Source organism: Bradyrhizobium sp. SZCCHNR3119 (assembly GCF_032487775.1).
Classification (GTDB): domain Bacteria; phylum Pseudomonadota; class Alphaproteobacteria; order Rhizobiales; family Xanthobacteraceae; genus Bradyrhizobium.
This window is the reverse complement of record NZ_JAUEUV010000002.1, coordinates 864069-890995: the sequence shown is the minus strand read 5'-3', so window position 1 is coordinate 890995 and position 26927 is coordinate 864069. Positions and strand designations below refer to the sequence as shown.

Annotated in this window: 33 protein-coding genes; 17 read left to right on the top strand and 16 right to left on the bottom strand. The window is 62.8% G+C overall.

What is annotated here, in order from left to right:
- Nucleotides 1-64 precede the first annotated feature (64 nt).
- From QX034_RS31420 to QX034_RS31410, 3 genes are all read left to right on the top strand, one after another.
- Nucleotides 65-922, top strand: a complete 858-nt coding sequence (locus QX034_RS31420; RefSeq protein ID WP_315703624.1) for a DUF2066 domain-containing protein — start codon at nt 65-67, stop codon at nt 920-922.
- A 102-nt stretch (nt 923-1024) separates the two neighbouring features.
- Complete coding sequence (locus QX034_RS31415; protein WP_316196251.1) at nt 1025-1888, top strand: SH3 domain-containing protein; 864 nt, start codon at nt 1025-1027, stop codon at nt 1886-1888.
- A gap of 148 nt (nt 1889-2036) precedes the next feature.
- Entirely contained in the window at nt 2037-2759 is a 723-nt protein-coding gene (locus QX034_RS31410) for a DUF3750 domain-containing protein (RefSeq protein ID WP_315703626.1), read from the top strand.
- Between the two features lie 37 nt (nt 2760-2796).
- On the opposite strand, the gene QX034_RS31405 is transcribed toward QX034_RS31410, so the two are convergent.
- Both QX034_RS31405 and QX034_RS31400 read right to left on the bottom strand, forming a co-directional pair.
- Nucleotides 2797-3024 carry a zinc ribbon domain-containing protein gene (locus QX034_RS31405; protein WP_315703627.1) on the bottom strand — a complete coding sequence of 76 codons (228 nt, stop codon included), beginning with the start codon at nt 3022-3024 and terminating at the stop codon, nt 2797-2799.
- A gap of 171 nt (nt 3025-3195) precedes the next feature.
- Complete coding sequence (locus tag QX034_RS31400; RefSeq protein ID WP_315703628.1) at nt 3196-3411, bottom strand: hypothetical protein; 216 nt, start codon at nt 3409-3411, stop codon at nt 3196-3198.
- Nucleotides 3412-3825: 414 nt separating this feature from the next.
- Between QX034_RS31400 and QX034_RS31395 the strand changes: the two genes are divergently transcribed.
- A complete protein-coding gene (locus tag QX034_RS31395; RefSeq protein ID WP_315703629.1) occupies nt 3826-4065 on the top strand; it encodes a hypothetical protein in 240 nt (79 codons plus the stop codon).
- A gap of 96 nt (nt 4066-4161) precedes the next feature.
- Here QX034_RS31395 and QX034_RS31390 read toward each other — a convergent pair whose 3' ends face one another.
- From QX034_RS31390 to QX034_RS31380, 3 genes are read right to left on the bottom strand one after another with little or no spacing between them, the layout of a single operon-like run.
- Nucleotides 4162-4335 (bottom strand): hypothetical protein, encoded by a 174-nt coding sequence (locus tag QX034_RS31390; protein WP_315703630.1) that lies wholly within the window; start codon nt 4333-4335, stop codon nt 4162-4164.
- Between the two features lie 35 nt (nt 4336-4370).
- The gene (locus QX034_RS31385) at nt 4371-4718 is read right to left on the bottom strand and encodes a zinc ribbon domain-containing protein YjdM (RefSeq protein ID WP_315703631.1); all 348 of its coding nucleotides are present in this window, start codon (nt 4716-4718) and stop codon (nt 4371-4373) included.
- 53 nt (nt 4719-4771) lie between these two features.
- Nucleotides 4772-5101 (bottom strand): hypothetical protein, encoded by a 330-nt coding sequence (locus tag QX034_RS31380; RefSeq protein ID WP_315703632.1) that lies wholly within the window; start codon nt 5099-5101, stop codon nt 4772-4774.
- Between QX034_RS31380 and QX034_RS31375 the strand changes: the two genes are divergently transcribed.
- Together QX034_RS31375 and QX034_RS31370 are read left to right on the top strand one after the other, a co-directional pair.
- Nucleotides 5079-5312, top strand: coding sequence for a DUF2171 domain-containing protein (locus QX034_RS31375; protein ID WP_315703633.1), 234 nt, complete (start codon nt 5079-5081; stop codon nt 5310-5312). The genes QX034_RS31380 and QX034_RS31375 overlap by 23 nt on opposite strands.
- Before the next feature lie 87 nt (nt 5313-5399).
- Entirely contained in the window at nt 5400-5720 is a 321-nt protein-coding gene (locus QX034_RS31370; RefSeq protein WP_316196250.1) for a hypothetical protein, read from the top strand.
- A gap of 51 nt (nt 5721-5771) precedes the next feature.
- On the opposite strand, the gene QX034_RS31365 is transcribed toward QX034_RS31370, so the two are convergent.
- From QX034_RS31365 to QX034_RS31350, 4 genes are all read right to left on the bottom strand, one after another.
- Entirely contained in the window at nt 5772-5969 is a 198-nt protein-coding gene (locus QX034_RS31365; protein WP_315703635.1) for a hypothetical protein, read from the bottom strand.
- Between the two features lie 155 nt (nt 5970-6124).
- Nucleotides 6125-6394 (bottom strand): DUF2312 domain-containing protein, encoded by a 270-nt coding sequence (locus QX034_RS31360; RefSeq protein ID WP_315703636.1) that lies wholly within the window; start codon nt 6392-6394, stop codon nt 6125-6127.
- A 104-nt stretch (nt 6395-6498) separates the two neighbouring features.
- Nucleotides 6499-7308 (bottom strand): transglycosylase SLT domain-containing protein, encoded by an 810-nt coding sequence (locus tag QX034_RS31355; protein ID WP_315703637.1) that lies wholly within the window; start codon nt 7306-7308, stop codon nt 6499-6501.
- Nucleotides 7309-7316: 8 nt separating this feature from the next.
- A complete protein-coding gene (locus QX034_RS31350; protein WP_315703638.1) occupies nt 7317-8279 on the bottom strand; it encodes a DMT family transporter in 963 nt (320 codons plus the stop codon).
- Nucleotides 8280-9685: 1406 nt separating this feature from the next.
- On the opposite strand from QX034_RS31350, the gene QX034_RS31345 reads away from it, so the two are divergent.
- The 5 genes from QX034_RS31345 (at nt 9686) to QX034_RS31325 (ending at nt 15177) form a co-directional block, all read left to right on the top strand.
- Nucleotides 9686-10843: an ABC transporter substrate-binding protein gene (locus QX034_RS31345; RefSeq protein ID WP_315703640.1), complete on the top strand. Its 1158-nt coding sequence runs from the start codon at nt 9686-9688 to the stop codon at nt 10841-10843.
- 85 nt (nt 10844-10928) lie between these two features.
- Nucleotides 10929-12458, top strand: coding sequence for a sugar ABC transporter ATP-binding protein (locus QX034_RS31340; protein WP_316196249.1), 1530 nt, complete (start codon nt 10929-10931; stop codon nt 12456-12458).
- On the top strand, nt 12451-13380 hold the full coding sequence (locus tag QX034_RS31335; RefSeq protein ID WP_316196248.1) for an ABC transporter permease: 930 nt from the start codon (nt 12451-12453) through the stop codon (nt 13378-13380). The genes QX034_RS31340 and QX034_RS31335 overlap by 8 nt, the downstream gene beginning before the upstream one ends.
- Nucleotides 13381-13391: 11 nt before the next feature.
- Nucleotides 13392-14354 (top strand): ABC transporter permease, encoded by a 963-nt coding sequence (locus tag QX034_RS31330; protein ID WP_315730923.1) that lies wholly within the window; start codon nt 13392-13394, stop codon nt 14352-14354.
- Nucleotides 14355-14415: 61 nt separating this feature from the next.
- A complete protein-coding gene (locus tag QX034_RS31325) occupies nt 14416-15177 on the top strand; it encodes an alpha/beta hydrolase (RefSeq protein WP_315743415.1) in 762 nt (253 codons plus the stop codon).
- Between the two features lie 199 nt (nt 15178-15376).
- Here QX034_RS31325 and QX034_RS31320 read toward each other — a convergent pair whose 3' ends face one another.
- The 3 genes from QX034_RS31320 to QX034_RS31310 are packed head-to-tail and all read right to left on the bottom strand — an operon-like array spanning nt 15377 to nt 17587.
- Nucleotides 15377-15958: a DUF488 domain-containing protein gene (locus QX034_RS31320; RefSeq protein ID WP_315703645.1), complete on the bottom strand. Its 582-nt coding sequence runs from the start codon at nt 15956-15958 to the stop codon at nt 15377-15379.
- Between the two features lie 13 nt (nt 15959-15971).
- Entirely contained in the window at nt 15972-16187 is a 216-nt protein-coding gene (locus QX034_RS31315; protein WP_315729185.1) for a DUF2945 domain-containing protein, read from the bottom strand.
- Between the two features lie 32 nt (nt 16188-16219).
- Complete coding sequence (locus QX034_RS31310) at nt 16220-17587, bottom strand: S41 family peptidase (protein ID WP_316196247.1); 1368 nt, start codon at nt 17585-17587, stop codon at nt 16220-16222.
- Nucleotides 17588-17946: 359 nt separating this feature from the next.
- On the opposite strand from QX034_RS31310, the gene QX034_RS31305 reads away from it, so the two are divergent.
- From QX034_RS31305 to QX034_RS31290, 4 genes are all read left to right on the top strand, one after another.
- The gene (locus tag QX034_RS31305) at nt 17947-18249 is read left to right on the top strand and encodes a hypothetical protein (protein WP_316192091.1); all 303 of its coding nucleotides are present in this window, start codon (nt 17947-17949) and stop codon (nt 18247-18249) included.
- Nucleotides 18249-19688, top strand: a complete 1440-nt coding sequence (gene tcuA, locus QX034_RS31300; RefSeq protein WP_316189533.1) for an FAD-dependent tricarballylate dehydrogenase TcuA — start codon at nt 18249-18251, stop codon at nt 19686-19688. The genes QX034_RS31305 and tcuA overlap by 1 nt, the downstream gene beginning before the upstream one ends.
- Complete coding sequence (tcuB, locus tag QX034_RS31295; protein ID WP_315729188.1) at nt 19672-20874, top strand: tricarballylate utilization 4Fe-4S protein TcuB; 1203 nt, start codon at nt 19672-19674, stop codon at nt 20872-20874. The genes tcuA and tcuB overlap by 17 nt, the downstream gene beginning before the upstream one ends.
- A gap of 609 nt (nt 20875-21483) precedes the next feature.
- Complete coding sequence (locus tag QX034_RS31290) at nt 21484-21645, top strand: hypothetical protein (RefSeq protein WP_315703651.1); 162 nt, start codon at nt 21484-21486, stop codon at nt 21643-21645.
- Between the two features lie 70 nt (nt 21646-21715).
- Here QX034_RS31290 and QX034_RS31285 read toward each other — a convergent pair whose 3' ends face one another.
- Both QX034_RS31285 and QX034_RS34105 read right to left on the bottom strand, forming a co-directional pair.
- Nucleotides 21716-22225 (bottom strand): hypothetical protein, encoded by a 510-nt coding sequence (locus QX034_RS31285; protein ID WP_315729189.1) that lies wholly within the window; start codon nt 22223-22225, stop codon nt 21716-21718.
- A gap of 8 nt (nt 22226-22233) precedes the next feature.
- Nucleotides 22234-22401, bottom strand: coding sequence for a type II toxin-antitoxin system RelE/ParE family toxin (locus tag QX034_RS34105; protein WP_409977512.1), 168 nt, complete (start codon nt 22399-22401; stop codon nt 22234-22236).
- 533 nt (nt 22402-22934) lie between these two features.
- Here QX034_RS34105 and QX034_RS31280 point away from each other — a divergent pair.
- Nucleotides 22935-23867, top strand: coding sequence for a hypothetical protein (locus tag QX034_RS31280; protein ID WP_315703653.1), 933 nt, complete (start codon nt 22935-22937; stop codon nt 23865-23867).
- Nucleotides 23868-24135: 268 nt separating this feature from the next.
- Here the strand turns inward: QX034_RS31280 and QX034_RS31275 are convergent, their stop codons facing one another.
- Nucleotides 24136-24579: a VOC family protein gene (locus QX034_RS31275; RefSeq protein ID WP_409998165.1), complete on the bottom strand. Its 444-nt coding sequence runs from the start codon at nt 24577-24579 to the stop codon at nt 24136-24138.
- Here QX034_RS31275 and QX034_RS31270 point away from each other — a divergent pair.
- Nucleotides 24578-25279, top strand: coding sequence for a YafY family protein (locus tag QX034_RS31270; RefSeq protein ID WP_315703654.1), 702 nt, complete (start codon nt 24578-24580; stop codon nt 25277-25279). The two genes, QX034_RS31275 and QX034_RS31270, sit on opposite strands and share 2 nt — an antisense overlap.
- Before the next feature lie 636 nt (nt 25280-25915).
- On the opposite strand, the gene QX034_RS31265 is transcribed toward QX034_RS31270, so the two are convergent.
- A complete protein-coding gene (locus QX034_RS31265) occupies nt 25916-26878 on the bottom strand; it encodes a UDP-glucuronic acid decarboxylase family protein (protein ID WP_315703655.1) in 963 nt (320 codons plus the stop codon).
- Between the last annotated feature and the right edge of the window lie 49 nt (nt 26879-26927).

The following is a 26927-nucleotide window of genomic DNA, read 5'->3' as shown; positions in this document are numbered from 1 at the left end:
CCGAGGGGCAGCGGTAGCGATGCGTTCGATCACGTGGGGAGCGAACGGACGTCGAGCGGAGATGATGTCGCGGCGATCAGCCAATGAGGCGACGGAATCGGTGCGTCGCGGCGTGACGTTCATCCTCGCCATCCAGCTGATCACCGCATTGCTGGTGCTTTCGCAATCGGCACACGCCGATGAACTCTATCGCGCCCAAACCATCGTCACTGGCCAGGGCGAGCCGAACCGCGGCGTCGGCTTTGCCGCCTGCCTCGAGGACGTGCTGATCAAGGTCTCCGGCGGGCTGCAGCTCGCCGGAGATCCTCGACTTTTGTCCTACAAGGCGCACGCCGCCGAATTCGTGACCGGCTTCGACTATCACGATCAGATGTCGGGCACGCCGAAGCGCGACGAGCAGGGCACCCGCGACCGCCCGTTTGATCTCATCGTCGATTTCGACAAAGCGAAGATCGACGATCTGCTTGCAACCTTCGGGCTCAAGCCCTGGCTCTCGCATCGTCCGGTGCTCGGCGTCGGCGTCGTCATGGTGCCGGGCGGGCGCAGCTATGTCGTGATGTCCGATGGCCGTCAGTCGGAGCTGCAGCGCGAGGCGTTGGCTGCGGCGGCAGTCAAGCGCGGCCTTACGATCGTGTTACCGGACGATGCAGCCTTGTCGCAAGCAAGGAGCGAGCCGACCGGCCTCGCCGCCGCTGCTCCCGCGGATTTTGCGCCAGCGCTGACCCGGCGCGGCGCAGAGGCGATCCTCATCGGGCAGCTTAGTTGGGACGACAATGCGCTCGGCTGGAGCACCGAGTGGCGTCTGGACCTCAATGGTCAGTCGCACCGGTGGCGCTTCGGTGGGGTCACTTTCGATGAAGCATTCCGGCGAGGTCTCGGCGGCGCCGCGCAGATCCTGTCCGGCAACGGCGAGCCGCATTAGCCTTCATTTCGGCCGCTATTTCGGCTGCTTCCGGTGCGACATTGCGTGCACGGAACGGCGAGTTCGTTCCTGGGTTCCTTCTTCAAATAGGAGGCTATCATCATGACACTCAGGACATGGATCGCGGCTGCGTTGTTGGCGACCGCGCCGGTCTCCGCAATCGCGGCGCCGGGCGTCGTGCGCAACATGGTCACTCTGCGCGCCGGACCCGGCACCGGATTCCCTGCTGTCGATCGCATCCCCGCCGGCGCTCGCGTGAACATCCATGGCTGCATCCGCGGCGGCGCCTGGTGCGACGTGAGCTATGCTGGCGAGCGCGGTTGGGTCGCCGCGACTTCACTCGCCTACCTCTACGGACGGCAATACGTCTATCTGCCCGACTACGTCGATGACGTGCCGATCGTGCCGTTTGTCGTGCCGAGCTACTGGGGCAGCTATTATATCGGTCGACCCTGGTATCACCGCCATTCCTATTGGAACCGCTACTGGCATCATCATCCGCCATTGGTGGCATATGGACCGCGCCAGCATCCTGATTTCGCCGGACAGACGGGGGCAGGCGTGACGCCTCAGCCGAACGTCGCTGGTCCCGGAGCGCATCCGTTCCCGCCGGGCGGCTTTGCGCAGCGCGGGTATGGAGCAGGAGGCACCGTGGGCATCGGGCATCGGGTCGCTCCGCAGCAATTCGGCGGTGTACAGCCGGGGACGCCTCTCGGCGCGCGCTTCGCGCCCGGCCCGATCGTTCGCCCGACGGTCACGCCGCATTTTGCGCAGCCCAACATCGCGCGACCAAGCGCGGCTCCGCTGGCGGCTCGCGCCCAGATCAATGCTCCGCGTGCTCCGATCGGTGGAGTTCCTCAGATCGGTGGCGTGCCGCGCATCGGCGGCGGCGCGGCCCTGGGGGTTGCACCCCATATCGGCAGCGTAGGTGGCCCGCGAGGCGGCGGACCCGGCCATCCGCATTGAGCCGCATTGATTGAGGGCGACTGCGGGATGCCCGGCCTCGTGCCCGGCGTCTTTCCATGCGTGTGGTGGACTGGCAACATGGCCTCAATGACTACCTCCAAGGTCCTCGCTAACGTCTCGCCCGATCCGTTGCCCATTGAAGAAGCTCGTGCTGGTCTTTCTGCTGCTCCTCGTCGTGCCGATCTCCGTATCGGCCGTAAATTACCTGCGCGACGACCGGCGTGGCAGTTGGCAAGCCGCGGAGCGTTCGAGCGCAGGGCTGTTGCCGCCTCCGTCTGCGCAACCGGATGCTGTGGTCCGCGTCTTCGCCGCGCGCACGGTACGCTGGCGCGGCATCTTCGCCGTCCACACCTGGATCGTGGTGAAGGAAAAAGGGGCGCCGCGCTACACGCGCTACGACTACACGGCCTGGGGCGAACCGATCCGGGTCGACGGCTTCGCACCCGATGGCCGCTGGTTCGGCGCGGTGCCTGAGGTGGTGCTCGCGGTCGACGGCGAAGCGGCTCGGGACGTCATTCCCAGGATCCGCAGCGTGATCGAGAGCTACAGGTTTCGGGCCTATGGCGACTACAATGCCTGGCCCGGGCCGAACTCCAACACCTTCGTGCAGGCCTCGCTCAACGCGGTCCCGGAGCTCAAGGCGGTGTTGCCACCGACGGCCATTGGCAAGGATTTTCCGGTCGCGGGCTGGTGGGGCCTCACCCCATCCGGCACGGGCGTGTTCGCTTCGCTGGGCGGTTATCTTGGGCTCACCGTCGGCTGGATCGAAGGCCTCGAACTGAACTTTTTCGGCGGCGTGCTCGGCGTCGATCTCCGCAGGCCGGCGCTGAAGTTTCCCGGCCTCGGCCGGATCGGAATGCCACTGGTGTGAGCGATCGGCGAGATTGGCTCAACCGAGCGCAAGCGCCTCAGCGTTTGCGCTCGCTGCGGCTGAAATTGCTCAAATGCCCTTCGCGCGCCGCCTGGGCGCGTGCCGCCTTTATGATGCCCGCACTCTTCCCAGGAGCTGCCACCAGCGACGGCAGCCGGGTCAGTTTCTTGCCGCCGCAGGTCGGGCAAACCGGTGTTTCCGCCACTCCGATCAGCAACTCGATGTCGTCGGCGCATTTGGCGCAATGGAAGCTATAGAGCGGCATGCCGCGTCTCCTGTTGGACGCGACCACTCTGCAGAAACCGGGCCAAGTCAATTTCCATCGCGATTGCCTCGAAGAGCGGCTGTTTGGGCCCGATCTGCGCGCAGTTTGTCCTGGAAATGACGAGGCCCGCGTTGCGGAGCCGACAGCTCGGTCAACCCTGACGTCAGCGTCCTACGCGCTGCTCTTCGGCGTATATTTGCCGGCGATGCATTTGTAGCTCTGCAAATGCCAGGCTTGATACGGCCCTTTGGAGAGCCAGTCGGCGATGCCGATCTGCGCGTTCACGGCACACGAGGTCATCGTGATTCCTGACATCTCGCTGTTGGTGACCACTTTCTCCATGCAGACTTGGCCATTGCAGAGCAGTGCGACGAGAGTGACCAGCACGGTATTCCTGCCTTCAAAGAGTGAACCCGGTTGGATTTACGAAAGCAGGGTTCATGCCAAGTGGTGAATCCCGGCCGTGATTCTACGGGCGCCTTCTGCCATTCGATCGTGGGCAGTCCGAAGGGTTCCGCGCTTGCTCGCCTCAGTCGACTTGAGGAGCTGAATCACCAGCATGGGCCCGCAATATCCCCAGGCGCGGCGCCGCTTGGCCTAGCAGGCGCCTGCGTTCTCCTGGGCGAGGCAGCATCGAGCTTTGCACATTGAATGAGCTGAGCTCGGTCAGCACGCACGCGGGGCTCGGCTTGCTAAGTTGGGAACAGACTGAATGGCTGTTCAAGAAAGTTTCGCCGCCGAAACCGGAACGGCGTTCTGGTGGCTTCGTTTTCTCCCCAGGGTAACGAGAGGAGAGAGGACATGCAGAAACTTTCCTACGTTTTCGCAGCGCTTGCGACCATCGCCGTAGCAGCGCCGACCATCGCCAGCGCCGAGGGGGTCGGGGTCCGCGTCGGCGTGGACCGCGACCATTATTACGGCCGCGACTATGGCCCGCGGGTCTACTACCACGATCGCGGCTTCCACCGCGGCTGGTACGATCGCGACGCCGATCGGACCGTGATCATCCGGCGTCACCACTATCACGATTGGGACGACTAACGAATTGCAGGATACCGATCGAGCAGGGATCGATTGAAATGGCTCCCCGAAAGGGAGCCATTTTTTGCTGGTGTGCGGAGCATGTGGGTGCGCGGCTCAGCGGAACAGCGCCACATAGATCACGTAGAGCCAGCCGAGAATGCCGTGGATGATCGCCCACAGGATGGAATGATTGTTGGTGTAGGAGATCGCGATGGCCAGCGCCGAGCCGAATCCGACGCCGTATTTGGCGCCCTCGATGCGGATGCCGTAGGTGCGATTGCCGTTCATGGTCTCCTCGCATCTCATCCTGGCGCAGCGTGCGCTCAGGCCTTGCGGACGAACTCGGATTTCAAATTCATCTGGCCGATGCCGTCGATCTTGCAGGCGATGTTGTGGCCGTCGCTTGCTTCCTGCAACCGGATGTTGCGCACCTTGGTGCCGCCTTTGACCACCGAGGACGAACCCTTGACCTTCAGATCCTTGATCACGATGACGCTGTCGCCATCGGCCAGTACGTTGCCGTTGGCATCGCGAATGCTCGCATCGTCCGCGGCCTCGGCCGCCGCGCCGGCTTCGCCGCTCCATTCATGGCCGCATTCCGGGCAGACCCACAGCGCGCCGTCCTGATAGGCGTGTTCGGATCGGCATTGCGGGCATGTCATCGCGTCCATGGTGACCTCATCTGTTGCAGTGAGGCAAACCGATAGGAGCGGAGCCGGGGAAGTCAAGCGCGGCGTCGCGCGTCGCCCCAAGGAGTGAAGCTGCCGTCTCCATTGATGCGAGTGATTGGCAGTTGCTGCTCGCGCCGGCCTGCGTACCGAGCCAGACGGGTGGCGAGGCTCAGGTGAATCGCTATCAACTTGAGCAAGATCATTTGAAGCAAAATCAATTGATGCGTGCGTGCGGCGGGCGTCGGGAACGTCGGGTACGACAGCCGGTTGAAAGATGCATCTTTCACCAAGAGGCGGCGTACCGCGCGATTGCGATGGCCCCGCATCGCGCCGCGCGATTTGCCGCAGAGGAGGCTGGCTATGAAGGAGATCAGGGAGCACATGGATGTGATCGGCGCCGACGGCGTGCACGTCGGCACCGTGGACCGCGTCGAAGGCAATCGCATCAAGTTGACCCGGAAGGACAGCGGCCAGGGCAGCCACCAGGGTCATCATCACTACATCGACAAGGGTCTGGTCGCCGACGTGGAAGGCGACAAGGTGCGGCTCTCGGCGATTGGCGCCGTGGCGGTCACGTTGGAAGACGAGAAATAGGCGCACGTTCAGCATCACGGCGGAGGCCAGCGTCTCCGCCGGAAGGCGCAACGGCAAGCGTAACGGAAAGTGCGAGAGGAGCTGGCCATGCGGATCTTGGATGTCGCAGGCGCGCTGTGTGTCGCCGGCGTCGTGGCGGCAAGTGCAATTGCGCCGGCATCGGCTGCGCCGGTGGCGGCGCTTTCGGCCGGCGCTCGGCTCATCGCTGCCGTGCCGGTGCAATTCGTCGGCTGGCGCCACGGGCCAGGCTGGCATAGCGGCTGGCGCTGGGGCCCGTATGCCTGGCGCAACGCCGATGACGAGGCCGGCTCCGGCGATCATCCGCCCTGGGCAAGCGCCTATGCCGGCTATCCGAGCTTCTGGTGCAGCCCGGGCTTCGGCGCCTATTATCGCCACTGGCCGCGGTGAGTGGCGGCGGCCGATTTCGATGTGATGGACTTGCCGGTCGCTCAACCGATCCTACACCCTCTGGGTCGGTGCCTTCGGTGACGGCGCACAGGCCGCGAGCGATGCCGGCCAATCGCTGCGCGTGCGGCTGGTATTGGCCCTCTTGACCCCGGCGTCGAGCACGAGCACGAACTCGGCCAGGTCGTCCTGAGCGTCCGCCGGCCATGCCTCGATGCGTTTCAGGACTTCGGTCAGCCTTGTTGTCTTCATGTCGCAGCATTCCCATGATGGAGCCGATGTGAGTGCCCGGCTCGACGAGCGGCGGCAGCAAGGCGGCGGATACCGCCTGGCTCAGTTGTTGTTCCCCCGATGTGTCCATCGCGAGGTGCGCGCCCGTCGCGTGACCAAGCGCGTGGATACGGGTCTCAAGCAGCCTTGGCGGTGGGTTCGCTTTCGGCGGATTCCATCGCACGCAGATACATGTCGAGCAGCGTCTCGTGCTCGTCGCGCTCCTCCTGGTCCTGCTTCCTGAGCTTGATGATCTCTTTGAGGATTTTGACGTCGAAACCTTCGCCCTTGGCTTCAGCAAAGACCTCCTTCTTCTGCTCGCTGATCTCCTGCAGTTCGGCGTCCAGATTTTCGATCCGTTCGACGAAAGACCTGATCCGGCCGCCGGGAATGCCGATGTCTGACATGGTGTCTCCTTGCTGAATGAGACGGTGAAAATGCGAGCCAAGATGTTGCCAATGCGTTAAGGATGATGGTTAAGACGCGCCGCTCGCGTCGTGTTGAAGCACCGCTAATCTCTCTCCTCGGCCGCAAGGCGTTTGAACTCCCGCTTCATCGCATTGACCCGGGCGAGATAGCCGGCAGCGAGGTGATCGCCGCAACGCTCGCCGTCGGCCGGTCGAAAGCCGCGGCGCATGAAGGCGGCGGCAGGGCCGGCGCCGCACAGATGGATCAAGGCGGCGAGATCCTGCCGCTGGAGCGCGTTCGGCTTTGCGTCGGATGCGCGGGCGAGCACGGCGGCGACCTGACGGTCGAGATAGATCGCCGTCAGTTCGACCGCATGGCGCGGCAGCGCGCGGATGTAGGGGAGAAGCGAGCCGCAGCCATCGTCGGTGACGGCGTGGTCGCGGATGCAATAGCGCGCGGATTCCGCAAAGGCGGCGTCGGTCATCTGGAACAGGCCGACCGCGCTGGAAGCCGGCTTGTAGACGCTGAACGGATTGAGCGCGAGCTGCCAGCGCCAATAGGTGCGCGTCACAGGATTGCCGGAGCTCTCGGTCTGCGCCAGTGCAGCCAGCAGTTCGGGCGTGATCGTGGCGGTGGCGTAGGCGCGAAACAGCGATCCATACTGCCGCCAGGTCTCGGGCGGCTCCTTGTCGAGCCGGTGGCCGACAAAGACGAACAGCTCGCTCGGCTTGCGGATCACCTGATACATGATGTTCACCAGAAAGAACGCCGCGAGCAGGATCACGGCGAGCCCCGCGATCCGGACCGGCCGCGGCGTTGCGCTCAGCCTCCGCCGCGTCCAGCGCGCGCCGCGTCTGATCCGGCGGAGCAGGGCGGTCCAGCGCTTCTTGCGAGATCGGGGCTTGCGGACCATGTATCCGGTCAGCCCTTCGCCATCACCGATCGCCGGCAGATATAGACACCCGCGAGCACAAGCCCGACCGACACCAGCATCGCCAGCGAAAAATGCTCGCCGAGAAACATCGTCGCGATTACCAGCGATACGATCGGCTGGGCGAACTGGAGAGGCGCGATCGCCGACACGCCGCCGCGCTGCAGGGCCCAGAACCAGGCCGCGAAACCGATCAGCGTGCAGAACACCGCCAGGAACAGCAGCGAACCGCCGGCCAAGGCCGTCAAAGCCGCGAGCGGCTGCGCGAGGGATCGCGACAGGGGCAGCATGAAAACCGCGCCGAAGATGATCGACCATGCAGTGGCGCCGAACAGCCCGATGCGAGCCGATAATCTCGCGCCGGCCAGATAGCCGATGCTCACCGTGACCGTTCCCAGGAGAACGATGAGGTCGCCGAGCATGGTTCCGCTGCTGCCGACGTCCCCATTGAAACGCATGAGGATCAGCAGCGCCTCGCCGCACAAGGCGATCGCGCTTCCGACCAGCCAAAGCGGCCGTGGAAACGAGCGCAAGAGCAGATGTTGGATCAGTGCGGTGATCACCGGCGCACAAGCCAGGATGAGGGCCGCATGCGACGTCGAGGTTCGTGAAAAGCCGAGGCCCTGCAGGAAGAATGAGCCGCCGAACCCGATCACGCCGTTGACGGCGAGGGCAATCCAGGCTCCTTTGTCGGTCGGGAACGGTGGCCGACAGACGAGAACAATCGGTACGAGAAAGGCCGCCGCCATCAGCAGTCGCGACGGTCCGATCAGCGACGAGGACATCTCGCGCGCAACCAGCACGGTGGCGGCCGGCGTGGCGCCCCAGAACAGGACGGCGATCAGCCCGGCCAGATAGGGAAGGGAACGGCCGCCTCGCCTCGCCGCCGGCACGTCCAATGCCTCGGACGCGGCCCCGCCGGATCCCTCCAAGGTCAGTTTGTCCACGACCATGCCCTCTATTCACCAGCGACCGAATGAGCTTCATGCAGGTTGCATCGTCGCGCTGCAAGGTCGTTTCTTGATCACCCAACGCCAGCAGCAATCAACGCAATCCGCCTTCTTCGATCACAGGGGGCGCCCAGTTGAACGTTGCCAGCCAGCAGATACGATTCCGCGTTCTCGCGGCACGAATGCCCGAGTGATGTTCAATGGCTACACGCTCTCGATATCGAGGGCGCAGGGAAGGCCGGATGCAAGGCCAGCACCCATGGCCCGCCTGCAGAAGAAAAGCAGGCGGCAGTCACCACAGGTGGGCCGCTACAACCGGCCTTCCCTGCGCGGATGGCTTTACGGCTTATACGCGCTCTCCTCGGGGACCGGCTTGATTGCCCCCGTCGCCTCGCGGATCATCTTCCACGCAGCTTGACACCAGCACCGGGATGCCAGGACCACACGATTTCGCCGTGCGTGTCAGGTCGTTCGTCCACGTGAAGATCACGGTCAACCCGGCACGCCCACCGCATCCCACCCCGCGTGTCGTGACGATCGCGATACGCCCCTCGTGTCGAGGCGGGACGGCAAGATAAGAGCATGAATTCTGAAAAAACGAAATAAGAATATTTTGATGCGAGAGGCTGGACAAACGAGCCAAATCAGTTAGCGCAGTTCGGTCCACGCCATCAACCGCAAGATCCACCGCGATGCGAATTCAGTGGTTCGTCATTGCGAGGAGCAGAGCGATCACGCAATCCTGTATCTTGCTCTCTCATTTGCCGTCCGAAGCCGGGTAGATCAGTCTGTCGCCGGCGCGCACGAAGCCCTGCGACAAGATCGCTGCCCGAACCTGATCCGCGTCCATCAAACGATGACCGCGCGGTCGGCGCGCTGCACGCCCAAGAGGCGAGGGGCTGTTAAGGACGCGGCCCGGCCGCCGCGGGTGAAGCCGTTGCCGCCCAAGACGATCAAGCGGGTGGCGCACATCATGTGCATGAGAAGCCACCGAATGTGACTCGGCGCAAGGCCGCAGCATGGCTTTGGCTGATCAGCGCATCGAAAATCCGTTCGATGCCGCTGTGTGACATGACCGCAACCGCAGCGTCCACCATTCGATTGCGAGCGAACTCGCAAGAGCTGCGCCTCTGCGGCTGGAGGGGCTGCTCACCTTGCGGCTTCTCGCGATTTAGCCGGACTGGATATCGCCGGACGAAAAGGTTGCCCTCAACTGTTGCAAACGTATCGGCGGGAGCCTGAAAAGGTGCAGGATGCGGTGTTGCGGCGCAACCAAGATTCTTCAAGCAAGATTCTCAAGAAGGCATCGCGGCTCGAGCCGCATGCGGCGCGACAACGGCGCAAGCGGGTTCTGACCTCCGCCATGAGCCAAGCGTCTTGATTTTCGATTCGCGGCGTGTTTCTTTCGAATGAAAGGCGATACGAAAATAGCTCGCGCCACTGACGCGTCGCTGAAGATCAAATTGTCGCTGAATAAAAAGGGGGGACGAATGACGCACATCGCGCGGATGTCAGGACTTCTGCTGCTTCTCGGAACGGTCGCGGCGTCGCCAGTCCCAGCACTTGCACAGGATGAGGTGCAGCTGCTGCCGCCGAACTTGCTCGAAGCGACCTCGCCGGACATGACTCCGCCCGGGAAATTCAAGAAGGACGGGCCGTGGAAGATCGGCATGTCGTTTCCAGGCGTCGGCAACACCTGGATCGTCCAGATGGCTGAGGAAACGAAATACGAGGCGGCGCACAACCCGAACATCAAGCAATTCATCTTTACCGAGGCGAACTGGCAACCGGCCAAGCAGGTCGCCGACATGGAGGACTTGATCGCTCAAAAAGTTGACGTGTTGATCGTTGCTCCCCTCGCGCCGCCTCTCGTCAAGAAGCAGGTTGATGCTGCGGTAGCAGCGGGCATTCCAGTGATCAACTTCGGCAGCAGCAATGGTGAATTGGCTTCGACGGTCGAGATCATGGGCGGAGGAGAACGCTTCGGCGAGGTCGGAGGTAAATTTCTGGTCCAGAAGCTGGGCGGCAAGGGGACGATCTGGGCGTTTCGCGGCGTTGCCGGCGTCGGCGAGGAGATCTTGCGCTACAATGGATTTCGCAAGGCCATCGAGGGAACGAACCTCAAGATCGGCACCGAGGTTTACGGCGACTGGAATTATACCAAGGGCAAGCAGCTTTGCGAGAACCTCGTGCTGTCCGGTCAGCCTGTCGATGGCATTTGGTTCTCGGGCGCGGATATGACGCGAGCCTGCATCGACGTATTCAAGGAGGCCGGCAAGCCCCTGGTCCCAATGACGGGGGAAGCCAATAACGGCTTCTTGCGCGCGTGGACAGATGCAAAGGTCGAGGCCGTTTCCCCGATCTTCACGCCGGGACTAGGCCCGGCCGTGCTGAGGGCGGCGGTTGCTCTTCTCGAGGGTAAGTCGCTGCACAAATCCTATTATTCTTCGCCGGCGCCAATCGACAATGCCAATCTGAAATCCTACTACCGGCCGGATCTCAATGACTCCTTCTGGGTGACGTCGACGTTGCCGGAAGCGGAGATCCAGAAAATGTTCAAGCGCTAGACACCAGCGCGGAGCGGACGTGGTGCCTCCTCTCGCTGAAGCTCACCCGGCGGGTGGAACGTCGCGGCGGGACGATTCCGCTCCTTTGGTTTCGTTCGATAAGGTCGTCAAGCGCTTCGGATCGAACGTGGCGCTTAGTGAGGTGTCTGTCGATTGCGCGGCCGGCTCCGTTCATGCGGTTACCGGCGAAAATGGCGCCGGCAAATCCACGCTGATGAACCTGCTTGCTGGCGTGCATCGGCCGGACGAAGGAAGGATCTTGCTACGCGGCGAGGCCGCTTGGCTCGACAGCCCCCACGATGCGCAGCGTTCCGGCATCTCGACGATTTTCCAGGAATTGACGCTGCTGCCAAACCTTACCGTGGCGGAGAATCTTTTCCTCGGTCGAGAGCCTACGCGCCGCGGCATGGTCGACCGCAGAGTCATGCGCGCGAGGGCGGAGGTCGCCTTGAAGCGCCTCGGCAGCCGGATCGGTGTTGACGAATATTGCCGCGAGCTCTCCGTTGCTGATCAGCAGCTCGTGGAGATCGCCAAGGGAATCTCGGCCGACGCAGACATCTTCATCTTCGATGAACCGACGGCCGCGCTGAATGCGCCCGAGGTCGAGAAGCTTGGGGAATTGATCGCTTCACTCAAGTCGGAAGGCAAGCTGATCTTCTACGTCAGCCACCGGCTCGACGAGATATTCAAGTTCTGCGACCAGGTGTCGGTGCTCAAGGATGGCCAGCATGTCGCAACGCGGGCCGCGCGAGATCTCACCCACGACGAACTTATCTCGCTCATGGTTGGGCGCGTGCTTACGCAATTCTATCCCGCTCGCAAGCCGCTGCAGAGATCTTCGAATTCCGCGCTCGATGTGTCCGGCTTGGTTGCAGCGGAGGGCGGTCCTTCGGTTTCATTCGCGGTGCGGCGCGGAGAAATCCTTGGCCTCGCGGGACTCGAGGGGCAGGGCCAGCGCGATATCATCCGTGCGCTCGCCGGATTGCAGCCGGCGGTCCAGGGACAAGTGGCAAAGTCGAGCGCCGCTGGGGACGGCTCGCATCCACTCGATCTCACCGTGGTCGCCACCGCGCTCGCGGGTATCGGTTTCGTGCCTGAAGACCGGAAGTCTGAAGGGCTCTATCTCTCGCTGTCGATCTCGGAAAACATCGTGCTCGGCATGCTTCGCCGTTTCTCGGTCTGGCAGCGCGCAAAGGTCAGGACGGACCTCGTCGCCAGCCTCATGGAGCGCATGCGAGTTCGCGCGACGAGTCCCAAACAGCTCGTAGGAATGCTGTCAGGTGGCAATCAGCAGAAGGTCATGATCGGACGTTGGCTGGCGTCCGGCGTCGATGTGCTTCTTCTGGAGGAGCCGACCCGCGGCGTCGATATCGGCGCCAAAGCCGAGATCTATGCATTGTTGCGAGATTTCGCGGATGGCGGCGGCGCGGTCGTGCTGACCTCGAGCGAATTGCAGGAAGTATTGGGGCTCTGTGACCGGGTTGTGGTCGTACGTGGTGGCGCCATCACCGCAGAACTCGACGGCGCTATGACCAGCGAGGAGGAGGTTATGCGCTTTGCCTTGACCGAACAATCGTCCGCCGACGGATCCCAGGCCGGGAGCGCCAATGCTTAGGCTTTTGCGCACACCGGGCCGCTCCGGCATCAAGGCAATGACGCTCGTGCTGCCGTTAGCCCTCTTCCTTATCCTCTGTCTTTCATCCTCAACTTTTCTCAGCTTTCAGAATCTTGCCAACGTCAACAGCCAGATCGCGGGACTTCTGATCGTTTCGCTGGGACAGATGATCATTGCCATTTCCGGGGGCATCGATCTTTCCGTCGGCTCGGTCATGAGCCTGACGAGCGCGATGCTCGTCACGCTGGATCCCCAGTTGGCAATGCCTGCTGTATTAGCGGTCGGCATTGCTGCCGGGCTTGTCAATGGAATCGGCGTGACCTTGTTCAGCGTCCATCCGCTCGTCATGTCGCTTGCGACCATGACCTTCTTGCAAGGCTTGGCTTTACTGATCCATCCCGTACCGGGTGGGGTGGTTCCGGAATATCTGAGGACGCTTGCAGTCTCGGAAGTCGACGGTATCCCGGCCGCGTTCTTCTGGTGCGTGGCGGCGGTGGGTCTGACTGCCGCGATGCTGCACCTCACCCGCTTCGGGCTCCGCATTTTTGCGATCGGCGCCAATCCGACCAGCGCGGCTCGCAATGGGGTTCCCGTCACCTTGCACAGGATCGCTTGCTACGTGATCTGCTCTCTCAGTGCGGTGTTGGCGGGCACCTTTCTGACAGCACGGGTCGCCGGAGGTGACGCAACGATCGGTGCGTCCTATTCGCTCGACTCCGTCACCGCCATCGCCTTGGGTGGGGTTCAACTGGCCGGCGGTGCCGGCAGCGTTACCGGTGTCGTTGCGGGCGTCCTTACGCTCGGCTTCATGACCAACGGAATGAATCTGGTCGGTATCTCGCCGTTCCTCCGAACCGCGGCCACGGGCTGCCTGCTGCTGCTGGCGATCGGCCTGCAGAGGCGGAAGGTGATCGGCGCATGACCGAGGTGACGATGGGTAGACCGCTCATGTGGGGGCAAAGGCTGCGCTCGGCGGCAAGTGCCGTTCGGGAGCTTCCATTCGCCTATGCCGCCCTCGTGATTTTGCTGTGCACCTCCTACCTGGTCCGTCCAGCGTTGCTGTCCCCGCTGCTCTTGTTCCTGATCGCGCGTCAGGCGGCTCCGCTCGGAATCGCAGTCATAGGCCAGTCGCTCTGCATGCGCGTCCTGTCGCTCGACCTTTCCATCGGCGGCGTTATTGTCGGCGTGAGCTATATTCTTACGAGCGGCTTGCTGCCGTTTTCCGAACCGGTCTTGCTCCTGATCTGCCTGGCCTTCGGTGCTTCGGTCGGATTGATCAACGCGTTCTTCATCACGCGCCTGCGTGCGTCCTCGGTGATCGTGACACTGGCCATGACCATGATCATCAGCGGCGTAGTCGTCTCGTTCAGCCAGTTAAGGTCGCCAGGGGACGCGCCCGTGCTGTTGCGCCAGATCGGGCAGCTGCGAGTGGGCGTCTTCCCGGTCGCGCTGCTGGTCTGGCTCGGCCTCTTGATGCCCGCTGCAATTTTTCTGCGGGTTTCGGTGTTGGGCCGCTATATCGATGCCATCGGCGCCAATCCGCAGGCCGCCTGGGTTTCGGGCATTCCCTACGTTCGAGTGGTGACGATCGTCCACGTCCTGTCGAGCCTGTTCGCCGTGTTTTCCGGGTTCCTGCTCATTGGCTTTGTCGGTGTCGGCAGCATGGATATCGGCCGCGACCTGGCGCTGAATTCGCTCGCGGCGGTCATTCTCGGCGGCGTTACCTTCGGCTCGGGCAGGGGGGGCGTGCTCGGCCCAACCGTCGCCGCCTTGATGTTGACGTTCAGCTTCAACCTGCTGACGAGCCTCGGGCTCGGCGAGCCTGCCAAGCTGATGCTGCAGGGGACGATTATCGGCGTCGCGGCGGCCGCCTATTCAGCGAGGCGTCAGTCCTGAGGCATTCGATAACCAAGCGAGAACGGCTGCGGCCGCAGGATGACAACAGGAGAGAGATGACATGACTGAGGTGATGGCTGGAGCCGAACCGTTCTTCATGCAGGGCAAGGGACCCGCGGTCCTCGTGCTCCACGGTTTCACTGGATCGACGCAAAGCATGCGGTATCTCGGCGAAGAGCTCCACCGACGCTTCGGCTTTACCGTGAGCGGCCCGCGCCTGAAGGGCCACGGCACCTCGCCGGACGATATGGAGACGACCGGCTATCTCGATTGGCTGGCGTCGGCGGAGCAGGCTCTTCATGAACTGGCAGGTCAGGGCAAAAGAGTATTCGTTACCGGCCTCTCCATGGGGGGCACGATTACCCTCAATCTTGCCGCGCGATTTCCGAACATCGTGGCCGGCGCCATCCCGATTAACGGCGCGGTCGGAATCTTTGACGGCGCAATGGCCGAACTCATATCGGACGGCGCAGCGCCGAAGCGTGTCCCGGGCATCGGCTCGGACATCAAGGCTGCAGGCGTCAAAGAGCTCGCTTATCAGGAGGTACCGGTCGCCTGCCTCCGGCAGGTCCACGTCCTGATTGCGGCAACCGAAAGCTTGCTGCGCAAGGTCACCTGTCCCACGCTCGCGATTCATTCCAAAGAGGATCACATCGTGCCGTCGACGAATGGCAAGCGAATCGCGCAGGAGGTGAGTTCCAGCGATGTGCGCCTGCTCTGGCTCGACAACTCCTACCATGTGGCGACTCTGGACAACGACAAGGATCTGATCGTCGAGCGCTGCGGACGATTCATCTCGGAGATAGCCGGGGCCGCAGTCTAGCGCCGCATTATTCAGGAAGGTGGGCCGATTGGTCGCAATCTTGAATATGCCTTGGCCATTCGCGGGGACTGCTTCGCTCGGCTCGCTATGACGGATGCTGGCAGCCCGATTTATCCCAGCAGCCATGGACTGAGTTGAGCGGAGCCATACCCACCAAGTCTGACGTCGTGGTCGGCGGGATTGCGATGCTCAACCCATTCTACGCCCGGTCCGCCGACGCCGGATAGATCAACGCGTCTCCGGCGCGCACGGCGCCTTGCGACAAGGTCGCTGCCTGTACCTGATCGGTGTCCATCAAATGGTAGACGGTGCGACCGGCATTGATCAGATAGTCGGCCACGATGCGCCGATGACAGCGCCACCACACGGCTTCCGCGCACATGATGGCCGTGCGCTGCTCGGCTGACACTTGCAGAAGACGATCGAAGCCGCGCCGAAAGTCGTCCGTGAGGGCGTAGTCCGCATAATGATGGAAGCTTTGGTTGGTCCAGAAGCCGTTGGTCTCCGGCGCGATGCCGCTCGCCTTGCGCAGGCCGCCGAGCTCGGCAATGCGCGTGTGGTTGATCTGATAGTGCGCAAGCGCGGCAGGCAGCACATCGGCATTGTACTGCGGGTTGGTCCGCGAGCGCGGGATGCGCCTGATATCGACGACGAGCTGAACGCGGCCGGCCCGCAGCAAGGTGACGAACTCGGCAATGGAGCGGGTGGAATGGCCGATGGTGAAGACGGGAGGAGCGCTGGGCGGCGGCGTGTTCTCGGAACGGTGCGCTGCTTCACCCATCCGAACCGCGGTCTTATTTGCCGCTCAGCTTCGTCAATGCGCTCTCCTTGTGCGCCGCGATGTGGTCGCTCTTGTCGCTCTTGATCTCGTATTGTGGCGACGCCTTGGAGGCGTGATGGCGGTGCCCCTTGTAGTCGAAGTCGCGCACGTGAACCGCGATGATGCGGCCGGTGACATGGCCGGCCTCCGAGTTCCAGGAGACGTGATCACCCTTCGCAAACTTTGTCATCGATCACCTCGCGCCGCACCGAAGAGGGGTGGTCACTTGACGTCGGGACTCGTCTGGGGCGCGCCGGTCGATTTCGCCTGCTCGCCCGCATTCGCATCCAGATAGGCGAGGGCCGCCTTCAGCTGCGCATCGCCAGGCTTGCCGATCAGGTCGGCCTTGATCGGGGCCGAAGACGTGGTTTTTTCATGCGACAGTGCGGCCTGCGTCGTGTTCGCGCCGGGCGTCGGCCCGAGCGGTCCCGGATTCTTGAACGCGCCCTGCAGCGCGGCTTCGCGCAGCAGGGGGCCGCCGCCGATCTGCTGGTCCTTGGGCGCTTCGACCACGACGTTAGGGGCGATGCCGTCATCCTGAATGGAGCGGCCCGAGGGCGTGTAGTAGAGCGCGGTCGTCAGCCGTACCGCGCCGTGTCCTTTCAGGGGGACAATGGTCTGTACCGAGCCTTTGCCGAAGCTTTGCGTTCCCATGATGGTGGCGCGGTGCCGGTCCTGCAGGGCGCCGGCGACGATCTCCGAGGCCGACGCCGAGGCGCCATTGATCAGAACCACGACGGGGACGCCGGGCAACATGTCGCCATGCGCCGGTGCAGCGAAGCTCTGCTGATCGTCTGCCTGTCGGCCATGAATGCTGACCACGGGTCCGCCGTCGAGCAGATCGCCGGCGACGTCGACGGCCGCGGTCAAAAGTCCGCCGGGATCGTTGCGCAGATCGATCACGAGGCCCTTCACGCCGCCGTCAGGGCCCTGCTTGAAATCCGTGATCGCCTTCTTGAAGCCATCCGCCGTGTCGCCGCCGAACTGGGTGATCCTGATATAGCCGATGCCGCCGGGCTCGAGCTCGGACTTGACGGATGCGACCTTGATGATCTCCCGCGTCAGCGTGACGTTGAACGGCTCCTGCTTGCCGCGGAGGATGGTGACCGTCACCTTCGAGCCGGGATCGCCGCGCAATTCGTCGACCACCTTCTGCAGGCTGACCCCTTGCGTGCTGGTGTGGTCGACCATGACGATGGCATCGCCCGGTTCGAGCTTGGCGCGCGCGGCCGGGGTCCCATCGATCGGCGCGATGATCTTCACCACGCCCTCCTGCTGCGAAATCTGCATGCCAAGCCCGCCGAATTTCCCGGCCATGTCGGCCTTGGAATCCTTGAACTCCTGTTCGTCCATGTAATCGGAATGCGGGTCGAGGCGACGGAGCATCCCCTTGAGCGCGTCCTTGACCAGTTCGTCCGAGCCCACGGGATGAACGTAATCCTGGCGGACGAGTTGGATCACGCCGGCGAGCACGGCGAGATCCTGAGGCGCGAGCCCGGTGTCCTGGACAGCGACGGCGGTGACGAGGGGGACTGCGATCGCGCTTGCGCCTGCAATGAGACCGGCGATCAGCAATCGGGATTTGATCATGATGGTGCTACCCTCAAGGCTACGCTCGTCGCGGCGTTGGTTTGGCGGGAAGGTTTACAGGAACGACCGAACGGGAACTTTGTTTCAGTCAGGAAGCTAAAGCCACGCAAAATTGCGTTAGCTCGTCGCGAGCGCTCCGGCCGGGGTCGCATCGGGGGGCAGTGGCGGGATACAGTCATGAATTCGGCCACGCTCAGCTTGCCCATGCCGAGGTTGCGATTCCCGCGTGGCTGATCTGCGATCGTCGCTTTTTGTGGAAATGCGGGTGGGGCAAGGTTAAGCCGTTCTCGCGCTCGGATGTGCAGGATATCGCATCCGGCTATCCGAAGCGCGCTGATCGTGCGACCAGTCTGGCACGCATGATCGATATTCCCGAAACCGCTTTTGTCGAGACCGTGTCCGAATTCAACAGCCAAGCCGCGCGCGGCGGCAACGTCTGGCAGCGCTCGCTGGGCGGTGCCGGTCAAAACACCGGCCCTTGCATCGCACCGATCGAAGCACCGCTCTGTGCGCATGGCTCGCGGCTCCCGGGCTGGTTCGCTTGCAGCAACGATATGGCCTTGGTCATGGAAGGCGCCTATCCAGGGCTCACGATCACATTGGGGCCGGCACTTTCCTTCGGCCGGTTCGCCGGACCAACGGCTGCGGGAGCAAACATCTGATGGCAGGAGAGCCGGACGTTCTCGTCATTGGCGGCGGCAATGCCGCGCTGTGCGCGGCGCTGATGGCGCGCGAGGCGGGCGCCTCGGTGCTGCTGCTGGAATCCGCGCCGCAAAGCTGGCGTGGCGGCAACTCGATGCATGTGCGCAACCTGCGCTGCATGCACGATGCGCCGCAGGACGTGCTGGTCGATGCCTACAGGGAAGAGGAATACTGGCAGGACCTGCTCAAGGTCACTGGCGGCTTGACGGATGAGCGGCTGGCCCGGCTCGTGATCCGGCATTCCTCGCGCTGCCGGCCCTGGATGCGCCGTCACGGCGTGCACTTCCAGCCGCCGCTCTCCGGCGCGCTGCATGTGGCGCGCACCAACGCCTTCTTCATGGGCGGCGGCAAGGCGCTGGTGAATGCGTATTACCGCAGCGCCGCCGGGCTCGGCATTGCCGTGCGCTACGACACGCCGGTGAAGAGCCTCGAGCTCAGGGACGGGCGCTTCGTCGCCGCGATCACCGAGAGCGGGATGCGCATCGCTGCCAAGGCTTGCGTGCTGGCCTGCGGTGGATTTGAATCCAATCTCGCATGGCAGCGCGAAGCCTGGGGCCGCAACGAGCGCGGCGAATGGCCGGCGGAGAATTTCCTGATCCGCGGCACGCGCTTCAACCAGGGTGTGCTGCTGAAGTTCATGCTGGACGCCGGTGCCGACGCGATCGGCGATCCGACCCAGGCGCACTGCGTCGCGATCGACGCCCGCGCGCCGCTCTACGACGGCGGCATCTGCACCCGCATCGACTGCGTCTCGCTCGGTGTCGTGGTGAACCGGGAGGCGCAGCGCTTCTACGACGAGGGCGAGGATTTCTGGCCCAAGCGCTACGCCATCTGGGGACGGCTCGTGGCGCAACAGCCCGGGCAGACCGCATGGTCGATCATCGATCGCAAGGCGGTCGGCCGCTTCATGCCGCCGGTGTTTCCGGGCACGCGGGCCGAGACGCTGGAGGAGCTGGCGCAGAAGATCGGTCTCGATGTCGCGAGCTTCACCGCAACCCTGAACGCCTACAATGCCGCCTGCCGCCCCGGCAGCTTCGATCACACCGTGCTCGATGACTGCCGCACCGAGGGGCTGACCCCGCCGAAGACCCATTGGGCCCAGCCGATCGATGCGGCGCCGTTCTTCGCCTATCCGCTGAAGCCCGGCATCACCTTCACCTATCTCGGGATGAAGACCGACGAGAGCGCCGCCGTGCGTTTTGCCGGCGTGCCAAGCGCCAACCTGTTTGCGGCCGGCGAGATGATGGCCGGCAATGTGCTGGGCAAGGGCTACACCGCGGGGGTCGGCATGAGCATCGGCACCGCGTTCGGCCGCATCGCCGGCGTCAATGCCGCCGCGAGCGCCGGATTCCATCATCCCGAGTTCAAGGAGGAGCTGGCCTATGCCGCCGCTCACTGAGACGATCGCGGCCGCGGCCGGCTCCACCATGCCGGACCTGAGCGCGTTACTCGGCAAGGACGAGCAGGAGATCGCGCGGGTCATGCAGATCTGCAACGCCTGCCGCTATTGCGAGGGCTTCTGCGCCGTGTTTCCGGCGATGACGCGCCGGCTCGAGTTCACGGGGGCCGACACGCATTACCTCGCCAATCTCTGCCACAATTGCGGGGCGTGCCTCTACGCCTGCCAATATGCGCCGCCGCACGAATTCGTCGTCAACGTGCCCAAGGCAATGGCGAAGGTGAGGGGGCGGACATATCGGCACTATGCGTGGCCTTCCAGCTTCGGACAGCTCTATCAGCGTCAAGGCCTGACGCTTGCGCTCGCGCTGGCCGGCGGGCTTGCGTTGTTTCTCGTGCTCGCGACCGCCATCGCCGGCGGGCTGACCGACAAGCCGCTCGGCGGGAATTTCTATGCGATCTTCCCGCACAATCTTCTGGCGAGCCTGTTCGGCGCCGTGTTCGTGTTCGCCATGGTGGCTTTCGCGGTCGGCGTCGTCAGGTTCTGGCGCGACATCTCGCCGGCGCGCGAAGCGATCCCGCCGGGGGCGGCCGAGCTGGCCAAGGCGCGCGGTCCGGCCGCGGTGGAAGCGGCAAGCGACGTTGCCCGGCTGCGCTATCTCGGCGGTGGCCATGGCGAGGGCTGCAACGAGGACGACGATCGCTTCACGCTGTCGCGGCGCTGGTTTCACCAACTGACGATGTACGGCTTCCTGTTGTGCTTCGCCGCCACCAGCGTGGCGACGCTTGACCACTACGTCCTGGCCTATGAGGCGCCATATCCCTGGCTCAGCCTTCCCGTGATGCTCGGCACGGTCGGAGGCATCGGCCTGTTGGTCGGCCCTGCGGGCCTGCTCTGGCTCAACCTGCACCGTAGTCCCGAGCGGGGCGATGCCGCGCAGCGGCCGATGGACCGCGGCTTCATCGCGCTGCTCTTCATCGTCAGCCTCACCGGGCTTGCTCTGCTCGTGCTCCGCGACACCCGGTTCATGGCGCTGTGGCTTGCGATCCATCTCGGCACCGTGATGGCGCTGTTCCTGACCTTGCCCTATGGCAAGTTTGCGCATGCGGTATTCCGTACGGTCGCGCTCTTCAAATATGCGCTGGAGAAGCGGCTGCCGAACCGGATTGGCGTCGGCGGAGAGTAGGGCCGCGACCATCCGGCGGCGCGGATCGATCGACGCGGAGCGTGCAGCCTCGCTGCGCCTGGCCTTCGCTGCCCAACACGGGCCTCCCGTCCTTTGCCGACGGAGCGGCTTCGACTCGTTCCACACTGTCAAACCGCAGATCTCCCGACAGCAGATATGATGATACGTTCTCGCGGCACGAGGTGCCCGAGAGATGCACGGGTAGCTTCACGCTCTCGAAATCGAGGGCGCAGGGAAGGCCGGATGCAAGGCCAGCACCCATGGCCCGCCTGCAGAAGAAAAGCAGGCGGCAGTCACCACAGGTACGGCCTACAACCGGCCTTCCCTGCGCGATGGTTTTAACGCTTATACGCGCTCTCCCCGGGGACCGGCTTTCTTGCCCCCGTCCGCGCGAGGCGAAGCCTCGTCACGTCAGCGCAACGCACTAAGCGCGTTGCGCTGGGCATCAGCACCGGGATGCCAGGACCACACGATTTCGCCGTGCGCATCAGGTTGTTCGTCGGCATGAATGATCACGCTGCAACCCGATCCGCCCACCGCATCCCACCCCGCGTGTCGTGACGATCGCGATACGCCCCTCGTGCCGAGGCGGGACGAGCGGATAAGATCATGATTTCCGAAAAAGCGAAAGAAGGATATTTTTGCGCGAGGGACTGGACAGGCCAAATCAGCTTGAAAAGGCTGCCGAAAATGACTGTTGGGCGCAAGCTTTGTCGGTTTCAATCGGCGGCGCAAACTGCGTTGACGGCCATTGGCAAGAAGCTCGGATGAGCGAAGCGATATCCGGGAAAACGCGTGAGACCCCCGATGTTGCTAATGCTCACCCGGGCTACGCAGCTCGCTAACAGTTGCGCTCGACGAGATCGGACCAGAACGGAACGTACCTGATCTGATCCGGCCACGGCCGATGTCCCCAGCCGTTGAACTCCCGCTCGAAATAGTCCTCCAGGTTCGCGCCGTAATGAATCACGTCGGCCTGGTAGACAGAGAACACGGGATTGCCGGACTCGTGTGGCTGCTCCGGAAGATAGCGGTGGCTGAGCAAGGGGATCAGCTTGGGCGCGCGCGAGAGAACGGAGCGGAGCACTTCGGCGCGTGCCTCCGGGTGGTCAGGCCTCTCTCCCCATTCGGACCACCATAGCGCGTTATGCTCGATATCGAAGAGCAGCCCCTCGAGGGGCCACTCCAGCATGCTGCGAATGGCGGCTTCATCGGCCCAGTCATGGCCGCGCACCGGTCGGCGCTCTCTCAATAGCGCGACGAGATCGGGTGGGAAGACCAGGCCGAATTTCGCCTGCGCATCGTCGAGTTCGGCCTGCGTATAGCCTCTGGTCCAATGGTCCAAGTTCATGCTGCGCTCTATGGCTTCGGGTCCCAAGGCTGCCGTGCGGCATGATGGATATGAAGTATCTCGATCGTGTCGTCGGTCGCGCGATAGAAGATTTCGTAAGGGGAGCGTCCAAGCGGAATAACGCGAACATCGGGGCGGGCCGGGAGCCGCCTTGCGCTCGTGGGCCAGCGTGCAATGTGGGCAACGACACGTCAGATGCGCCGCTCGACAGCCAGCGCGACGGTCGGATGGTGGAGCATGAGCCAATCGGCGATTGCGGCGAGGTCGTTGAGGGCTTCGTCGGTATAGACGACCTTCATCGCGTACGGAATTTGGCGAAGGCATGCAAGCGCGGTGTCGCCGCTTGCGTTTGATCGTGGGATGGAGCTCGCAATGCGGGCCGGGTCCGGCGGTCCTACTGATAAAGTGCACTGTCACCCGCAATCCCCGGCGCAAATCAGTTGGACGGCCGCGTCTGCGGTGCGGACCGGCATCTCCCAACCGGCGCGATGCCGGTGGTCTGTCATTGCGAGGAGCGCAGGCGACGAAGCAATCCAGGCTTGCTTGCCGGCTCCGGATTGTCTGGCGCGGGTCGTACTTCACCTGGGCGAAATGGCGCAGGATGAGGACGGCGGCCGGCCGACCGCCGACCTTAGCACACTGACTGCCACGGGCTCGCAAGGTGGAGCGAACGTCCGCAGCTCGCCCGTGGTCGATGGGATCAATGTGGTTGATCTCGATCAAAGGTCGCGGCGAGGAAGCGGGGCAATCTCAACTGGAAGATGCATGCGGGAGAACGCCAGTGCGTGCTTGTCTCTTTGGGTTGGCTGTCGTGATCGCTCTTCTGGGGTCGTCCTCGGCGCGCGCGGGCTGCTGGCCGAGCGAAACCTTTCCGATCTTCTGCTGGCTCGATACGAAGGGGGAAGGGTGTTCGGCGCACCACGCGCTGACCAGCGCCAAGGTGGTCATGTACCCGTACCCGAAGCAATCGATCTATGAGTTCGAAACCACCCATTGGTGGACCGGGCCTCCTCAGACGGCTTGCCCGCCGAGCAAGACGGTCAAGTTCACCGGCATTTGGGACCGCGAGACGGGCAAGGCGGAGGAAACGGCGTCCACCGGTTGGTCGTCATGGTCGCGTTACATCTATTGCAGCAACAACCCATGGACCGGACAAGGCCCGCCCACAGTGCCGATCTGTTCGGGGCCGGCCGGCGATGCAAATGTGGGGCAGCCAGTGACCTCGGCGATGCTTTCGCAAAGTCAGAGAACGAATTTTCTCTATGTCCAGGAGCCGCTACACACAAAATGCCTGCAGGTCGAACCCGACCCGATGGGCGCGGCATGGCTTACGGGAAGCTCGATGGTCAAGGTCGTCGTCTCGCACCATGAATTCCAAAAAATCGAATGGCACTTTTTCTTCCTGGACTTCTATTCGTTCGACCCCTGGAAGGAAGTCCCCATGCCGAAGTCCAAGGTGCCCTTGATCGCGACGAAAAAATACACCGAGCGTCGCATCGCCACGACGACGGGTCGGTTCTGGCTGAACAAGAAAGGGCGTTGGATGATCGTCGCGATCCCGAAGCCGACGTCGGTCGCCGCGCAGCTCGTCGGAACGACCGTCACCAACGAATGCCCGGGCGCGCGATTCAACATCCAATGAGGGAAGGGTCCGCCACAGGTTGATTGGACGAACCGGCTGGAGCCACGGGCGTAACCGCGCGAGCTCACGCGGAGGAAGCTGTTCGACTGCCTTTTCGATATTTTCAGCTCTCGTTATGCCGGAGACATAGCGTTGGCGTGCGAGAAGAAAGCGTGAAGCAACGGCAATCGAAGCCGTTGCGGGGGATAGGCGGCCGTCGTCGCGCGTCCGCATGCACCGAAGTTAAGTGCACTGTCAACGTAACTCTCATTCCTTTGCCTACCCGATCCTAGTCGTCGGGCGTGCAGACGCGCAGACGATGCCCATCGGGATCGACCGCAACGAATGTGCGTCCGAAAACCGCCACGCTCGGTTCCTGCTCGATGGATACGCCAGCGTCGCGCCAAGCGGCGTATAGACGGTCTACCGCAGCGTCATCGTCCACCATGAATGCAAGTTCAGAGCGATGGCCCGTTCCGGACGATACGAAGTTCGCCGCCTTCGTGGACCAGAGGCCAAGATATAGGCCATTGGTAAACTCGAAGGCGACATAGGTCGGAAATGATGCTGCAGGCGCTCTACCCAGCAGCTTTTCATAGAACGCACGGCTGCGTGCCGGGTCTTCAACGTAGAGAAGGATGAGGTTCGGAGTTGCCATCGAAAGTTGTCCTGCTGCGATGTTGCAGGACGAATATATGCGACGCCGGTGCCAAAAACTGGCAGCATGCGTCATGGCCAGATCCGAACGATTGCTGTCTCTCCTACAAGTGCTCCGGCGACACAGCCGCCCGGTGAGCGGAGCACGATTAGCCCAAGACCTCGGCATCAGCATTCGTACGCTTTATCGGGATATCGCATCCCTACAGGCACAAGGAGCGAACATCGAAGGCGAGCCGGGCGTCGGCTATATCCTTCGACCGGGCTTCATGTTGCCGCCGCTGATGTTTTCGCAGGAGGAACTGGAAGCCCTGATGCTTGGATTTTCTTGGGTGGCCAAGTTTGCCGATGAACCGATAACAAAAGCCGCATCAAATGCCTTGGCAAAGATCACGGAGGTACTTCCGGAGAGTTTGAAGGATGAACTGGAGAGTTCGGCCCTTCTCGTCGGGCCAAGAACGATCGAAGATGTCGAAGCGATCGAGCTCAAGATCGTGCGGACAGCGATCCGCAATGAACAGAAGCTCCAAATAGCCTATGTTGACGCGGCAGGAAACCAGTCCGACAGAACTATATGGCCTTTCGCTTTGGGTTATTTCCAAAAGGTTCGGATCCTGGTCGGCTGGTGCGAGAAACGAGCAGACTTCCGGCATTTTCGGACAGACAGAATAATGGCTCTCAAGAATCTTGCAGAGCGCTATCCAAAGCGCGGTGCGATCATGCTTCGAGAATGGCGCGAAACGCAAATCGATGCGGACTACGTGCCAGACCCCTGAGAATGCAGGGCACGAAGATCGCGCCGCTACTCCACATCAAAAGAAAGAGCAGGCGCGCCGCGATGCTCATTGCAAGATCCTGATCGCCGAAAGTAATCGCCCGTGAAGAACTGGGAAGGTTCTGATCTGGTCTAACTCAACGGGGCAGGTGTGAAGTCTCAGCAAATCGTCTTCTACGAGGGCGAGACGGCCAATGGCGGTTTGGCATCCAAGCTAGCAGTCCGACCTTTGAACGCGTCGACCAAAGGCGGATTTGTCATTCCACAAACGAAGATGGCGCCGCGGAGGTCAGTAGCGGATGTCTATGGATATGTCCTCGCGGCCGGCATCCATCATGCGCCATCGATCAAGGTCGTCCAGTCGGCGAAGGTCATCGAGAACCCCGCCGATGCAATCGTCGTTGCGGTACGGCATGCCCAATTTGTAAAAGGGGCTGGCCGATCATGTTGCAACTGCAGCGCAATGGCCATGGCATTGCAAGATGAAGCTCGATCGCAACGAGAGGCCCGTCGATGTCGGACTGCGGCGACCATAGAGCCGGAGACGCAGCAACAGGTCGTCTTGCCGATTCTCGCGCAGGCATCAGACGCCGGCGAGCGAGATTCCGTCGACCGGTCCACACCGAGGCCAGTCACCTCAATTCGGATCGTCCAGCAGGGATCTGCGGACAGCATCCTCGGAGAGGAGCCGGTCGAAATAGGCGATCGTCCTGGTCAGGCCTTCGGTAAGGCCAATCCTTGGCTGCCATGACAGGACAGCTTCGGCGCGCGTTATGTCGGGCCGTCGCCGACATGGATCATCTACCGGTCGCTCCCCGCATACGATAGCAGACCGCGAATTGCACAACTCGATGATGGTCCTGGCGAGTTCCTGGATCGAGATCTCGGCGGGATTGCCGAGATTGAGCGGTCCGGTCACATCGTCCGATGTCGCGGCGAGGCGGACGAGCGCATCGACCATGTCGTCGACATAGCAGAACGAACGCGTCTGCGATCCGTTGCCATACAGGGTGATCGGCTTGCCGAGCAGCGCCTGGACGATGAAGTTCGAGACGACGCGCCCGTCGTGGGGGTGCATGCGAGGCCCGTAGGTATTGAAGATTCTGGCCACCTTGATCTGTAAGCGATGCTGGCGCCAATAATCGAAGAACAGCGTCTCGGCGCAGCGCTTACCTTCGTCGTAACAGGACCGCGGACCGATCGGATTGACGTTGCCCCAGTAGTCCTCCGTCTGTGGGTGCTTCTCCGGGTCGCCGTAGACTTCCGAGGTCGACGCCTGAAGGATCATGGCCTTGAGCCGTTTCGCCAGCCCTAGCATGTTGATGGCGCCGTGAACGCTGGTCTTGGTCGTCTGCACGGGATCGTGCTGGTAATGGACCGGCGAGGCCGGGCAGGCGAGGTTGTAGATGCTGTCGACCTCGACATAGAGAGGAAACGTCACGTCGTGCCGAAGCAGCTCGAAATTCCTATCGTCGAGAAGGGGCTCGATATTGCGGCGTGTGCCGGTGAAGAAATTGTCGACGCAGACGACCTGGTGGCCGTCAGAAATCAGTCGCTCGCACAGATGCGAACCGATGAAGCCGGCGCCGCCCGTGACCAAACTGTTCTCGCTAATGCGCCCGGACGCTCTTCTCGACACGATCCTTGCT